Source organism: Variovorax sp. 05N34, from assembly GCF_056397405.1.
Genome location: NZ_JBFTNI010000002.1, coordinates 238,103 through 251,273, shown reverse-complemented (window position 1 = coordinate 251,273; position 13,171 = coordinate 238,103). Strand labels below are relative to the sequence as shown.

13 protein-coding genes are annotated in these 13,171 nt (G+C 65.8%); 10 read left to right on the top strand and 3 right to left on the bottom strand.

Going from position 1 to position 13,171, the window contains the following annotated elements:
- Positions 1–6: 6 nt before the first annotated feature.
- The 8 genes from AC1DMA_RS05570 (at position 7) to AC1DMA_RS05535 (ending at position 7,122) form a co-directional block, all read left to right on the top strand.
- Positions 7–1,218: a serine hydrolase domain-containing protein gene (locus AC1DMA_RS05570; protein ID WP_478143539.1), complete on the top strand. Its 1,212-nt coding sequence runs from the start codon at positions 7–9 to the stop codon at positions 1,216–1,218.
- A 51-nt stretch (positions 1,219–1,269) separates the two neighbouring features.
- On the top strand, positions 1,270–2,535 hold the full coding sequence (locus AC1DMA_RS05565) for an ABC transporter substrate-binding protein (RefSeq protein WP_478143538.1): 1,266 nt from the start codon (positions 1,270–1,272) through the stop codon (positions 2,533–2,535).
- Between the two features lie 80 nt (positions 2,536–2,615).
- On the top strand, positions 2,616–3,497 hold the full coding sequence (locus AC1DMA_RS05560) for a branched-chain amino acid ABC transporter permease (RefSeq protein WP_478143537.1): 882 nt from the start codon (positions 2,616–2,618) through the stop codon (positions 3,495–3,497).
- A complete protein-coding gene (locus AC1DMA_RS05555; RefSeq protein WP_478143536.1) occupies positions 3,497–4,498 on the top strand; it encodes a branched-chain amino acid ABC transporter permease in 1,002 nt (333 codons plus the stop codon). Before AC1DMA_RS05560 ends, AC1DMA_RS05555 begins: the two co-directional genes overlap by 1 nt.
- The gene (locus AC1DMA_RS05550; protein ID WP_478124126.1) at positions 4,495–5,214 is read left to right on the top strand and encodes an ABC transporter ATP-binding protein; all 720 of its coding nucleotides are present in this window, start codon (positions 4,495–4,497) and stop codon (positions 5,212–5,214) included. Before AC1DMA_RS05555 ends, AC1DMA_RS05550 begins: the two co-directional genes overlap by 4 nt.
- The gene (locus AC1DMA_RS05545; protein ID WP_478124125.1) at positions 5,211–5,918 is read left to right on the top strand and encodes an ABC transporter ATP-binding protein; all 708 of its coding nucleotides are present in this window, start codon (positions 5,211–5,213) and stop codon (positions 5,916–5,918) included. The genes AC1DMA_RS05550 and AC1DMA_RS05545 overlap by 4 nt, the downstream gene beginning before the upstream one ends.
- Before the next feature lie 145 nt (positions 5,919–6,063).
- Positions 6,064–6,849, top strand: a complete 786-nt coding sequence (locus AC1DMA_RS05540) for a COG4705 family protein (protein WP_478124124.1) — start codon at positions 6,064–6,066, stop codon at positions 6,847–6,849.
- A gap of 126 nt (positions 6,850–6,975) precedes the next feature.
- Positions 6,976–7,122, top strand: coding sequence for a hypothetical protein (locus AC1DMA_RS05535; protein ID WP_478124123.1), 147 nt, complete (start codon positions 6,976–6,978; stop codon positions 7,120–7,122).
- A 26-nt stretch (positions 7,123–7,148) separates the two neighbouring features.
- On the opposite strand, the gene pdeM is transcribed toward AC1DMA_RS05535, so the two are convergent.
- The 3 genes from pdeM to AC1DMA_RS05520 form a co-directional block, all read right to left on the bottom strand.
- Positions 7,149–7,832, bottom strand: coding sequence for a ligase-associated DNA damage response endonuclease PdeM (gene pdeM / locus AC1DMA_RS05530; protein WP_478124122.1), 684 nt, complete (start codon positions 7,830–7,832; stop codon positions 7,149–7,151).
- Positions 7,833–7,847: 15 nt separating this feature from the next.
- A complete protein-coding gene (locus tag AC1DMA_RS05525) occupies positions 7,848–10,511 on the bottom strand; it encodes a ligase-associated DNA damage response DEXH box helicase (RefSeq protein WP_478143535.1) in 2,664 nt (887 codons plus the stop codon).
- A 142-nt stretch (positions 10,512–10,653) separates the two neighbouring features.
- Positions 10,654–11,046, bottom strand: a complete 393-nt coding sequence (locus AC1DMA_RS05520) for a hypothetical protein (protein ID WP_478143534.1) — start codon at positions 11,044–11,046, stop codon at positions 10,654–10,656.
- A 93-nt stretch (positions 11,047–11,139) separates the two neighbouring features.
- Here AC1DMA_RS05520 and AC1DMA_RS05515 point away from each other — a divergent pair, with 93 nt between their 5' ends.
- Entirely contained in the window at positions 11,140–11,571 is a 432-nt protein-coding gene (locus AC1DMA_RS05515; RefSeq protein WP_478143533.1) for a DUF1801 domain-containing protein, read from the top strand.
- A gap of 115 nt (positions 11,572–11,686) precedes the next feature.
- On the top strand, positions 11,687–13,156 hold the full coding sequence (locus tag AC1DMA_RS05510) for a catalase (protein WP_478143532.1): 1,470 nt from the start codon (positions 11,687–11,689) through the stop codon (positions 13,154–13,156).
- The last annotated feature ends 15 nt before the right edge of the window (positions 13,157–13,171 follow it).

Sequence of the window (13,171 nt, the reverse complement as noted above, 5' to 3'; positions counted from 1 at the left end):
CGCACCATGTCCGACTTGAAAGCCTTGCCGCCCAGCGCCGGCCATTGCGCACCTGCGTTCGACGCGGTGCGCGCGGCCTTCGAGCACAACCTGGTCCACGGTGGCGAACTCGGCGCGTCGCTCGCCATCGAGATCGACGGCGAGTGCGTTGTCGACCTCTGGGGCGGCTGGGCCGATGCCGAAGGCGGCACGCCGTGGCAGCGCGACACGATGAGCGTGGTGTTCTCGAACACCAAGCCGGCGACCGCGCTGTGCATTCATCTGCTGGCCGAGGCCGGCGAGCTCGACCTCGACCAGCCGGTCGTGCGCTACTGGCCGGCTTTCGCCGGCGCCGGCAAGGAATCGATCACCACGCGCATGCTGCTCGACCATTCCGCGGGACTGCCGGCGCTGCGCGAGCGCCTGCCTGATGGAGCGGCCTTCGATTGGGAATTCATGGTCGAACGGCTCGAACGGGAGGCGCCATTCTGGGCCCCAGGCACGCGCGTGGGCTATCACGCGCTGACCTATGGCTGGCTGCTCGGTGAACTGGTGCGGCGCATCGGCGGCTGCTCGCTCGGCACGTTCTTCCATCGGCACGTGGCGCAGCCGCTCGGCCTGGACTTCTGGATCGGGCTGCCGTCGAGCGAGGAGTCGCGAGTCGCTACCATTGCGCCGCCCGCGCCGATTTCGGTGCCCGGCAACGCGTTCGAACGCGCGCTGATGCAGGAGCCGCAAAGCCCCACCGCGCTGTACATGAAGAACACCGGCGGTTGGCGCCCGAGCGGCTTCAACAGCCGGGCCGGCCACGCGGCCGAAATCGGCGCGGCCGGTGGAATCACCCACGCACGAAGCCTGGCGCGCTTGTACGGCACGCTGGCTTGCGGCGGTCAGCGGGGCGGCTTCCGGCTGCTCCGGGAGGACACGTTGGCCAAGGCCACGGCGGTGTCTTCCGCCACGCACGACGACGCCTGCCTGCGGGTGCCCACGCGCTTCGCGGCCGGCTTCATGCGCCAGATGGACAACCGGGCACGGGGACTGGACAGCGCCTGCATCGGCCGGGACGCGTTCGGCCACGTCGGTGCGGGCGGCTCGCTGGCCTTCGCCTCGCCATCGCGCCGGCTGGGCTTCGGCTACACGATGAACCGGATGGGCCCGGGCGTGCTGCTCAATGCGCGCGCGGACCGGCTGGTTCAAGCGGTCTATGAAGTCCTGGATGGGGCGCCGAGCGACCGTTGAGTTTTCGAGACGCCATCCGGCACTTTCTTTTTCTACAAGGAGACAGACACCATGAACAACCGCCGCCATCGTCATCTGAAAGCCGGCCTTGCCGGCGCACTGCTCGCCAGCAGCCTGCTCGGCGCCAGCCTCGTCCACGCTGCCGATCCAGTGAAGATCGGCTATCTCATTCCGCTGTCAGGCAGCGCCGCGGCATCGATCGGCAAGGACATGTCGCGTGCCACGCACCTGGCCGTCAAGCACATCAACGAAAGCGGCGGCATCAAGTCGATGGGCGGCGCGCCGCTCGAATTGATCGAGGTCGACACGCGCGGCGATGCCAAGGTGGCCATCACCGAGGTCGAGCGCCTGATCACGCGCGAGAAGACGCCCGTGCTGCTGGGCGCTTTCCAGAGCGGCGTGACCTTCCCGGCAACCGCAGTGGCCGAGAAGTACCGCACGCCGTGGGTGGTCGACCTCGCGGCCAAGGCCGACATCACCGAGCGCGGCTTCAAGTACGTGTTTCGTCCGACCCAGGTGCCGGCCTCGTCCAACGCTGAAAGCATGGCCGACTTCGTTTCGTTCGCCGGAAAGACTACCGGCAAGCCAGCCAAGACCGTGGCCATGGTCTACGAGAACACGGACTGGGGCCAGGACATGGCCAACACGCTCCGCGCCAAGTTCAAGGCGGCCGGCATCGAGGTCGTGCTCGACGAAGGCTACCCGCCGAACTCACCGGACCTGCGTCCGCTGGTGCTCAAGATCAAGGGCAAGAAGCCGGACGTGGTGACGGTCACCGCCTACTCGGCCGACGCCGTGCAACTGCACAAGCTGCTGGCGCAAATGCAGGTGGGCGCGATGGCCTACGTCGGCAGCGCGGGCGGGCAGATCGACAGCAACTTCATTCCGCTGGTGGGCAAGGGCATCGCGAGCCAGGTGTTCACCACCAATGGCTGGGCCGGCTACGAGTCTTCGATCACGACGCCTTTCGCGAAGAAGTTCTGGGATGAGTTCGTGGCTGCGAACAAGGTCGAGCCCAACGAGCTCTCGGTGAGCGCCTACGTCGCCACCTGGGTGATCAAGGATGCGCTGGAACGCGCCGGCAAGGCCGACCCCGAGGCCATCCGAAATGCGCTCGCGAAGACTCGGATCGAGGGCACGGATCTCACGAAGCTGGTCGGCTATGACATCGTCATCGACGAGAAGGGCCAGAACCCGAAGAAGCGCTATGTGATGCAGCAGATCACGCCGGCCGGCGAGTACCGCACCATCTGGCCGGAGAACCTGGCGTCCAAGACCTACCGCATGGTGTGGCCGGCGAACGCATCCACGCCCTGAACGCCGCGCGCGCCGTGTGCGCCGCGACCGGCCGCCCCGCAAAGGCGGCCGGCTTTCATTTCTTCCGCAAGGAGCATTTCTTGTCGAGCACCTATCTACAGGCCCTGCTGAGCGGTATCGCCAGCGGGGCCATCTACGGCCTCATCGCGCTGGGCCTGAGCCTGCAGTTCGGCGTGATGAAGATCATCAATTTCGCGCACGGCTCCTTCCTGATGATGGCCATGTACGTGTCGTACGCGCTGGCGACCCAGGCCGGGCTGCACCCGCTGGTCACCGCGCCGCTGACCGCGGGGGTGTTGTTCGTGGTCGGCTACGCGTGCCAGCGCTGGCTCATTGATGCGATCTACCGCAAGGAGATCGCACGCGAACCCATCGGCGTGCTGATCTTCACCACCGGGCTGTGGATCTTCATGGACTACGGGTTTCTCGCGCTGGTCGGCCCCGACAGCCGCTCGGTCGACAGTCCGTGGGCCAACGAGGTCTTGGTTATCGGCGACTTGATCTTTACCTACCCGCAAGTGGCCGGCCTGGTGTTTGGCGCGTTGATCACGGGCGGGCTGGTCGCGTTCCTGCGCTACACGCGCACCGGCCGCGCGATCCGCGCCACGGGTCAGGATCGCGAGGCAGCCGGGGTGCTGGGCATCGACAGCGCCCGTGTCTACCAGCTGTCCTTCGCCATCGGCCTGGGCGTGCTCGGCGTTGCCGGCGCGCTCCTGCTGCCGCTTTATCCGGCGAACCCCTTCGTCGGCGACACCTTCGGCATGCGGGCGTTCGTCATCGTGGTGCTCGGCGGCATCGGCTCGGTGGCTGGCGCCTTCTGGGGCGGCATCATCGTCGGCGTGCTCGAATCGGTGGGCAGCCAGTTGATTCCGGTGACCTACGCCGAAGCGCTGATCTTCCTGTTGTTCCTCGGGGTGATGTACTTCCGCCCGAGCGGACTCTTCGGTGTGGAGAACGAATGATGAGCACCCGCACTTTCCCTGCCGGCGCGAGGGTGGCGCTCACTGCCGCCGCGGTCGTCGTGCCGCTCCTGGCCGACAGCCAATACCTGCTGTCGATCGCCGTCCTCACGCTGCTGTACGCCTATCTTGCACTGTCGTGGAACATCCTGGGCGGCATTGCCGGTCAGCTTTCGCTCGGCCACTCGGCCTACTTCGGCATCGGCGCCTACACGTCGACCTGGCTGTTCGTGCACCTCGGGCTCAGCCCCTGGCTCGGCATGTGGGCCGGCGCCGCCATCGCCGTCGTCGCCGCCGTGGTGGTGGGTCTGTCATGCATGCAACTGCGCGGCGCCTACTTTGCGCTGGCGACCATCGCCACCGCGATGGTGCTCAAGACGCTGGTCGAGAACGCCGACAGCCTGCTGGGCGGGCCACGCGGCATGGAAGTGACCCTGCTGCGCGACGCGCCGCTGTATTTCCAGCACACACGCAAGGAGTTCTACTACGTGATCGCCCTGGTCTTCACGGTAGCCGCCTGGTTCATCAATCGCCAGATCCTGCGCAGCCGCTTCGGCTATTACCTCGCAGCGGTGCGCAACGACCAGGAAGCGGCGCTGGCTCTGGGCGTGCCCATCTTGCGCTACAAGATGCTGGCCGCGATGCTGAGTGCCGCGCTGACCGCGCTGGGGGGCACCTTCTACGCCCAGTTCGTGCTCTACATCAGCCCCGACAAGGTGTTCGGCGCCAACCTCGGCGTGGTCATCGCGGTGGTCTGCATCATCGGCGGACGCGGCACGCTGTGGGGACCAATCATCGGTGCGCTGCTCTTGCTGCCGGGCGAGGAACTCGCGCGCACCGTCTCGGGTGGCCTCGTCGGCGTCGACATGATGCTGTATGGCCTGCTGCTGATGCTGGTGATCCGCTGGGAGCCGCGCGGGCTGATGGCGATCTTCGAGCGCTGGTGCGAGCGCAGGCGCGCGACTCGGGCCGCGGCCCTCGGCGCCGCCGAGGGCGCACCATGAAGCTGCTCGAATTCCGCGGTGTCGGCAAGAGCTTCGGCGGCCTGCGGGCCTCCGACAACGTCAGCTTTTCGGTCGATGAAGGCGAGATCGTCGGCCTGATCGGTCCGAACGGCGCCGGCAAGACGACCCTGTTTGCGATGGCCTCCGGCTTCCTCGCGCCCACCGACGGCGAGATCTGGTTCGCGGACCGCCGGGTCGATGGCCAGAGCGCCGCGTACATCTGCGCCGCCGGGCTGGTGCGCACCTTTCAGATCGTCAAGCCTTTCGGCGAGATGACGGTTCTCGAGAACGCCATGATCGGCGCCTTCCTGCGCTATCCGCGCCGCGACGAAGCGGCGGAGGTGGCAACGAAGGTGCTGCGCCGCGTCGGCCTCGGTGGACGCGAGCAGCAGGTCGCCCGCACGCTCACGCTGTCGGGACGCAAGCGGCTGGAGGTCGCGAAGGCACTCGCCACGCAGCCTCGGCTCCTGCTGCTCGACGAAGTGATGGCCGGCCTCACCGGCGTGGAAACGGCGGAGATGGTGTCGCTGGTGCTGGACCTGCGCCGTACCGGCGTCAGTGTGCTGGTCATCGAGCACAACATGAAAGCAGTCATGCAGATGTCGGACCGCATCGTGGTCGTGCATCACGGCCGCAAGATCTCGGAGGGCGAGCCGAATGCGGTGGCGAACGACCCTGAAGTGGTGAAGGCGTATCTCGGGGAGGCTCACGCATGATGCTGGAAGTCAAGGGACTGGACGCCGGCTACGGCGACGTTCAGGTGCTGCGCGGCGTGGACATGAACGTCAGCGAAGGCGAGATCGTCTGCATGGTCGGCGCCAATGGGGCCGGCAAGACCACGCTGATCCGCACGGTGATGGGCACGCTGCCGGCCTTCGCCGGCGAGGTGCGCTTTTGCGGCGAACGCATCAGCGGCAAGCCATCGCACCAGATCGCGCGGTTGGGCATGGCGCAAGTCATGGAAGGCCGGCGGCTCTTCGGACACATGGAGGTCGAGGACAACCTGCGCGTCGGCGGCGATGTGCTGCGCGACGAGCGCCGCAGCCGCGACAACCTCGAGTGGGTCTACTCGCTCTTCCCGCGCCTGCGCGAGCGGCGGCGCCAGCGGGCGCGCTCCTTCAGCGGCGGCGAGCAGCAGATGCTGGCCATCGGCCGCGCGCTCATGACGTCACCCAGGCTCCTGCTGCTCGACGAACCCTCGATCGGCCTCGCGCCCATCATGGTCAAGGACATCTTCGAGAAGTTGCCGCATATCAATGCCCGCGGCATCACGATCCTGCTGGTCGAGCAGGACGTGCACCGTTCGCTCAGCCTGGCGCAGCGCGGCTATGTGCTGGAGCATGGCGAGGTCGTGATGTCGGGACCCGGCAGCACGCTCCTGGCGGACGAGGGGTTGCGTCGGGCGTACCTGGGGCTTTGAGGGCGACGCGCCGGTGGAGATTCCTCTCAGGGGCTCAGCACCTGACGCCTTGAAGGGAGTCTGTCTGGCAGCAGCCATCCCGCAGGCATTCAGATTGGGATCAGGTCCGAGCGATATCGTCGAACCCACTTCCAAGGAGAATGCGATGCAGGATGCGACTGCGGCAAGCTCACATGTGGACTTCCGGCTGAGCAAAGTCCCGGCAGTCACACTGGGCTTCTGGATCATCAAGATCGCCGCGACCACGCTGGGCGAGACTGGCGGCGACTGGGTAACCATGTCACTCAAGCTCGGCTACCTCGTGGGATGCGTGGTCTTTACGGCAATCTTCGTGGGGCTTGTCGCTGCCCAGGTCAAGGTCAAGCGCTTTCATCCGGCACTGTACTGGGCGACCATCGTCGGCACGACGACCCTGGGCACGACGATTGCGGATTTTGCGGACCGCTCGATGGGTCTCGGCTACCCGGGCGGCGTGGCCCTGCTTGCCTGCCTCCTGCTTGTGAGTTTGGGCGCCTGGTATTGGTCCGAGCGCACGGTTTCGGTCGAGAGCATCACCACGCCGAAAGCCGAATGGTTCTACTGGGTCACGATCCTGTTTTCGCAGACGCTCGGCACCGCACTGGGCGATTGGACGGCCGGCGCCGACCGGGGCGGCCTCGGGCTCGGCTACGAGATCGGCGCGCTGATTTTTGGCGGAGGTCTGGCGGTTGTCGCCGCTCTCTATTTTTGGACGCGGATCTCGCGCACGCTGCTGTTCTGGGCTGCGTTCGTGCTCACGCGGCCTCTTGGAGCGACGCTCGGTGATTTCCTGGACAAACCGATCAAGGAAGGCGGCTTGCACCTGAACCGCCTCTACGCATCTTTGCTGCTGCTGGTTTTCATGGCTCTCTGCGTGCGATTCGTTCCCCAACGGGCTGCTGTCCGGACGTGAGTTCGTCAGATAGGCCCGGTCGCACATCCGTCCCTCTGGCTGGCTGACACGCGCCGCGCTTTGCGGCTCCCACAGTGGCTCGATGCAGCAGGCAGCTTCGCCGCTGCGCATTTCAAGGAGTCGTCGATGAACGCAACTGCCCCCAGCGGCCCGGCGCCTGCGAAGCCGCCGCCTCCCAAGGTCCCGGACGCTGACATGGAGAACGAGGAAACGGACAGCAGCGACGACGAAGAAGGCGGTGAGAAGGAACAGGGTGGGAAGGACGGGGGCTGATCGGGCAGTTGCTTCCCGTGGCCACCTCATCGGATGGTCTGTGCCGGAACGGCCCAGACTGCTCCGCCGCCGACGGCGTAAAAACTGCGCTCCGGTGCAGGCTCGATCATCCATCCACCGGTGAATTCGCCGAACGCCGGGAGCACGGCTTGCCTGCCTTCGGCCAAGAAGCAGGGCAGCTTCACGCTGTCCCGCCCGCGCCCCTGCAATCGGCAGACCGGATGCACATGCCCCGCCAGCACGAAGTGAGTCGGATGCTGTTGAGGATGATGGCAGCAGGCAAAGGGCCCGAGCAGCCATGGCTCGTCGACGATCTCGATGTCGAGCGAAGGGGGCGGGTCCCCGGCGCGGCTGTCATGGTTGCCGCGCACCAGCGTCATCGCCGCTGAGCGGCGCCGCGTCCGCCATTCGGCCAGCGCATCCAGCAGACGCGCGGTTCGCGCCTCCCGCGCGTGCAGGAAGTCGCCAAGGAAAACAACGGCCGACGCTTCGAGGCCGCCAATGAGCGCGTCGAGCCGATCGAGGTTGCCTCCTGTCGTGCCTGAAGGCACGGGCTGGCCGAGCGCGCGGAAAGCGGCGGCCTTGCCCAGATGCAGGTCCGCCACAAAAAGCGTGCGCCGTGCCGGCCACCACAGCGCGCGCTCCGGCAGAAGATGCAGTCGCTCATTGGCCCAGATGACTTGGCATGAGGGCAGTGTGCTGGAAGCCATGTCAGGTTAGGTTCTCTAGTTTGCGCGTCTTCTTCGCTCTGGCGAGCGGCGCGGCTTGCCGCCTTCGCCTTCGCTGGTGGTCGGCGACATCGCATCGACGGCATCTACACCGAACTGCAGATTGGCGGACACCGCTTGCACATTGCTCACCTCCGAACGCGCTTCATCGCCCGCCGCCTTTTCCAGTTGCGCCACCATGCGCGCGATGCGGTCCGCGACGTTTTCGTTCGACAGCTTCTCGCGGAACAGTTCGACCATCAGCGGGAAGGCGAACGGCGTCGGCCTTGCAAGCGGCCGCAGCACCAGCCGCTGCGCCGCCATGCGCCGCAGGCTCGCCTGCATGCGGTTGATCTCGAGTTCCTGGGACAGCAGTTCCTGCTCCGCCTGTGCGAGCAGCCGATTGGCCGGGTCGTACTTGCGGAAGACCTCGTAGAAGAGCGACGACGAGGCCTGCAGTTGCCTATTGCTGCGCCGCTCGCCGGGGTAGCCCTGGTAGATCAGTCCTGAAACGCGAGCAATCTCGCGAAAGCGTCGGCGCGCGAGTTCCGTTGCGTTGAGGCTCGCGAGCACTTCGTGCAGCAGCGCGATCCGTTCGCCTTCGTCGGCGCCATGCAAGGCGATGGCTTCGCGGGCTTGCGCGTCATGTCCCGGCTGCAGGAGCCCGGGCAGCAGCGTGGGCCAGTCCACGGGTTCGGCGCTGAGCAGTTCCAGGCCATAGTCGTTGACTGCGATCGAGAAGGTGCCCGGTGCATGCTGCGCGGCGCGCCAGGCGATGAGGTTCGCCAAGCCCATGTGTACCGGACGGCCCGCGAAGGGGTAGAGAAACAGGTGCGTGCCTTCGCGCGTCACGAGAGTCTCCGCCAGCAGCGTTTGCGGCGTGGGCAGCGCCGACCATTTCTGCTGCAGCTCGAGGAGCGGGCGGACTCGCTGCATCTCGGCCGATTCATAGCGCCCCTCGTTTGCCAGCGCGAGCTGCTGGACCATCGCGTCAGCCAGTGTGCTGCTCAGGGGCATGCGTCCGCCGTTCCAGCGTGGCACGACCGGACGGCGCCCGCTGGCTCGGCGTACCAGTGCAGTCATGTCGTGCACGCGCACCAGTTCCAGCATTCGGCCGCCAAAGAGAAAGCAATCACCCGGCTTCATGCGCGCGATGAAGCTTTCCTCGACACTGCCCAACTTTGCGCCTCTCAGGTACTGCACAGTCATGCTGGAATCGCTCACGATGGTGCCGATGTTCGAGCGATGGCGGCGCGCGAGTCGCGCATCGGGGACGCGCCAGATGCCGTCATCGCCCGGCAGTGCGCGCCGATAGTCCGGATACGCCGCCAGAGAGGCGCCTCCCTGCGAGACGAAATCCAGGCACCACTGCCAGTTCTCGCGTGAAAGGTCGGCATAGGCCACCGTGTCGCGGACTTCGTCATAGAGCGCATCCGCTGCGAAGCCGCCGCCCAGCGCGACCGTCACCAGGTGCTGCACCAGCACGTCGAGCGGCTGAATGGGTGAATGCCGATGTTCGATGTGCCCTTGCGCGATGGCGGCGCGCGCGGCCGCGCCTTCCACGATCTCGATGCTGTGCGTGGGCACCAGCGTGACGCGCGAAGGGCGGCCGGGCGCGTGCCCTGAGCGACCCGCCCGCTGAAGAAGGCGAGCGACGCCCTTGGCCGAGCCGATCTGCAGCACACGCTCGACCGGAAGAAAGTCCACTCCGAGGTCGAGGCTCGACGTGCACACTACCGCGCGCAGCGAGCCGGCCTTGAGTCCGAGTTCGACCCATTCGCGCACCGCGCGATCGAGGGAGCCATGGTGCAGCGCAATCTCGCCGGCCCATTCGGGGCGTGTCTCCAGCAGGGCCTGATACCAGATCTCCGCCTGCGAGCGCGTGTTGGTGAAGACAAGGGTCGTTCGGCTTGTGGCGATCTCGTCGGCCACTTGCGGCAGCATCGTGATGCCGAGGTGTCCGGCCCAAGGAAATCGATCGGCGTGCGCTGGCAACAATGAATCGACAACCAGCGTCTTCGGCACGTCGCCCTGCACCAGCACGCCCTGGCGGCCGCCGAGCAGCGTTCGCATGGCTTCTTCGAGGTTCCCCAGCGTCGCGGACATGCCCCACACCTGCAAGCCTGCATTCCAGCGCCGCAATCGCGCGAGCGCGAGTTGCACTTGCACGCCCCGCTTGTTGCCCAACAGCTCGTGCCACTCATCGACGACCACGAGACGCAGCGAACCGAGCGTTTGCTCGGCATCGGCACGCGACAGCATCAACGACAGGCTCTCGGGTGTCGTGACGAGGACGCTGGGAAGCCGTCGGTCTTGCGCGGCGCGCTCGGCTGAAGGCGTATCGCCGCTGCGCGCCCCGGCGCTCCAGGGTTGCATCGAAGGCGCGAGGGCTTCGAGCGACTGCCGAAGCGAACGCAGGGTGTCCGCTGCGAGCGCCCGCATCGGCGTGAGCCAGAGCACGCGCAAAGGGGCCGGCGGGCGGATGCGAGGACCGGCTTGGGTGGGTGCTTCTTCGGCCAGGGCCAGCAAGGCGCCGAGCCACACCGCGTAAGTCTTTCCCGCGCCGGTGGTCGCATGCAGCAGGCCCGAGTGCCCATCGGCGATCGCCTGCCACACGGTGCGCTGGAAGCCGAAGGGCACCCATCCCAGCTCGGAGAACCAGGCTTCTATGGCCTCCCTCATGAGAATTGGGCGGGGCGCTTCGGATCGTTCATGGCTATTTCCTCGTGCCGGTTGCGAGTCGAAATGCCAGTCTCCCGTCACCTCCGGGAATTTGGGCAGTCCTGCGCTCCGCCTTCACGTAGGCGGAGCGCCGAACTAACAACTAACGTCTTACGGTCGACATGACGGTGGCGCGGCACCGTGGCTGCTCGGCAGGCGCCAGCAGGCGGCAGTTGTCGAGCGCGCGCTGCTGCATGTCGCTGAGCCGCGGTTGATTGCGCCGCGGCGGCGAGTTGTTCCAGTGATTCGGCGGAGGGCTGTGCCAGTTGGGATTGTTGGGCGGGCGATGCCAGTTCTGGTTGTGGTTCCACCGCTGACCGGGGCCGCCGCGCTGCCAGCCTCGCTCCCACATGCATCGATCGAAATTCACGCCGCGGCGGTCGCAGGCCCTGAGATCTCGATCGAACTGGGGGCTGTTGTGCCATTGAGCCATTGCGGATCCGGACGCCGTCAGTCCCGTGATCGCCAGGAGCATTGCCGAGATCAGTTTGTTCATGGCCCGCAATTTTGCACTCGCTTGCGCATTGCGCAAGGCGAACGTCTTGGGGCTATCCTCCGTTGCCGTGCGAATGAAAACCAAGGCAAATGCATGAAAAAGTCGGAAGCCACCCAAGGCCAGCCACCATCACCATCAGCATCCGAGCTCATCTCTGCGAAGGTCGCCGAACTCGGCGGCTGGCGTGGGGCGACTTTGGGCAGGATGCGCGAGCTGATCAAGGAAGCGGACCCCGAAGTCCTCGAAGAGGTGAAGTGGATGGGGACGCCGGTCTGGTCGCACGACGGCATCATCTGCACGGGTGAGTCCTACAAGGACAAGATCAAACTGACTTTTGCCAAGGGTGCTTCATTGAAGGACCCGGCCGGTCTCTTCAATTCGAGTCTCGACGGCAACGTGCGACGCGCCATCGACATCCTCGAAGGAGAGGCAGTCGATGCGTCGGCGTTCAAGGCGCTCGTTCTCGAAGCTATCGCCCACAATCAGGCGAGCAAGGCCAAATCATCGAAGAAGGCCAAGCCGTGACCGAAGACGCGACGTTCGGCAAATCACCCTCCGAACGACGCAGTTGCGCTTTGGCCGTGAAGGTGCCAGATTTGCTGCCCTTGTGCGTACAACCAATGACACCCGAGAGGAAACCATGAGCGACTCCAGCGACGCCCCCAAGAAAACCCCACTGACCACTGCCTTCGGCGCCCCCGTAGTCGACAACCAGAACAGCATGACCGCTGGCCCGCGCGGCCCGCTGCTGATGCAGGATGTCTGGCTGATCGAAAAGCTCGCCAACCTGAACCGCGAGATCATTCCCGAGCGCCGCATGCATGCCAAGGGCTCCGGCGCTTTCGGCACCTTTACGGTGACGAAAGACATCACTGCGTATACCCGCGCCAAGCTCTTCGGCACCGTCGGCAAGAAAACCGAGATGTTCGCCCGCTTCACGACGGTGGCCGGCGAGCGCGGCGCGGCCGATGCCGAGCGCGACATCCGCGGCTTCGCCCTCAAGTTCTACACGGAAGAAGGCAACTGGGACATGGTGGGCAACAACACGCCCGTGTTCTTCCTGCGGGACCCGCGAAAGTTTCCGGATCTCAACAAGGCCGTCAAGCGCGATCCCAAGACCAACATGCGCAGCGCGACCAACAACTGGGACTTCTGGACGCTGCTGCCCGAAGCGCTGCACCAGGTCACCATCGTGATGAGCGACCGGGGCATTCCGGCGAGCTACCGCCACATGCACGGCTTCGGCTCGCACACCTACAGCTTCGTCAACGCCAAGAACGAGCGCTTCTGGGTCAAGTTCCATTTCAAGACCCAGCAGGGCATCAAGAACCTCACCGATGCGGAAGCCGCCGCCATCGTTGGTGGCGATCGGGAGAGCCATCAGCGCGACCTGTTCGACGCCATCGGCCGCGGAGATTTTCCGAAGTGGACGATGTATGTCCAGGTCATGGCCGAGGCCGACGCCGAGAAGGTGCCCTACCACCCATTCGATCTCACGAAGGTCTGGCCGAAGAAGGACTACCCATTGATCGAAGTGGGTGTCGTGGAGCTCAATCGGAATCCCGAGAACTTCTTCGCCGACGTGGAGCAGAGCGCCTTCGCGCCGAACAACCTGGTGCCAGGCATCGGCGTGTCTCCGGACAAGATGCTGCAGGCGCGGCTGTTTGCCTACTCCGACGCGCAACGCTACCGGCTGGGCGTGAACCACCACCAGATTCCCGTGAACGCAGCGCGCTGCCCGGTGCACAGCAACCACCGGGACGGTGCGGGGCGTGTGGATGGCAACTATGGCGGACTGCCGCACTACGAGCCGAACAGCTTCAATCAGTGGCAGGAGCAGCCCGACTACCGCGAGCCGCCGCTGAAGATCCGCGGCGATGGGGACTTCTGGAACTTCCGGGAAGACGACGCCGACTACTACAAGCAGCCGGGCGACCTGTTCCGCCTGATGGCGCCCGCGCAGCGGCAAGTGCTGTTCGACAACACGGCCCGCGCCATGGGCGATGCGCCGGACTTCATCAAGCGCCGCCACATCGCCAACTGCACCAAGGCCGATCCTGCGTACGGCGCAGGCGTCGCCAGGGCGCTGAACCTGCCTCCCGCGGATTGAGGGTGGGGCCGCAGA

Bases quoted from the DNA above. Each gene is read 5' to 3' on its own strand.
- AC1DMA_RS05565 (WP_478143538.1), top strand. From the start codon at position 1,270: ATGAACAACCGCCGCCATCGTCATCTGAAAGCCGGCCTTGCCGGCGCA.
- AC1DMA_RS05555 (WP_478143536.1), top strand. From the start codon at position 3,497: ATGAGCACCCGCACTTTCCCTGCCGGCGCGAGGGTGGCGCTCACTGCC.
- AC1DMA_RS05545 (WP_478124125.1), top strand. From the start codon at position 5,211: ATGATGCTGGAAGTCAAGGGACTGGACGCCGGCTACGGCGACGTTCAG.
- AC1DMA_RS05525 (WP_478143535.1), bottom strand. From the start codon at position 10,511: ATGAGGGAGGCCATAGAAGCCTGGTTCTCCGAGCTGGGATGGGTGCCC.
- pdeM (WP_478124122.1), bottom strand. From the start codon at position 7,832: ATGGCTTCCAGCACACTGCCCTCATGCCAAGTCATCTGGGCCAATGAG.
- AC1DMA_RS05510 (WP_478143532.1), top strand. From the start codon at position 11,687: ATGAGCGACTCCAGCGACGCCCCCAAGAAAACCCCACTGACCACTGCC.
- AC1DMA_RS05535 (WP_478124123.1), top strand. From the start codon at position 6,976: ATGAACGCAACTGCCCCCAGCGGCCCGGCGCCTGCGAAGCCGCCGCCT.
- AC1DMA_RS05540 (WP_478124124.1), top strand. From the start codon at position 6,064: ATGCAGGATGCGACTGCGGCAAGCTCACATGTGGACTTCCGGCTGAGC.
- AC1DMA_RS05520 (WP_478143534.1), bottom strand. From the start codon at position 11,046: ATGAACAAACTGATCTCGGCAATGCTCCTGGCGATCACGGGACTGACG.
- AC1DMA_RS05570 (WP_478143539.1), top strand. From the start codon at position 7: ATGTCCGACTTGAAAGCCTTGCCGCCCAGCGCCGGCCATTGCGCACCT.
- AC1DMA_RS05550 (WP_478124126.1), top strand. From the start codon at position 4,495: ATGAAGCTGCTCGAATTCCGCGGTGTCGGCAAGAGCTTCGGCGGCCTG.
- AC1DMA_RS05515 (WP_478143533.1), top strand. From the start codon at position 11,140: ATGAAAAAGTCGGAAGCCACCCAAGGCCAGCCACCATCACCATCAGCA.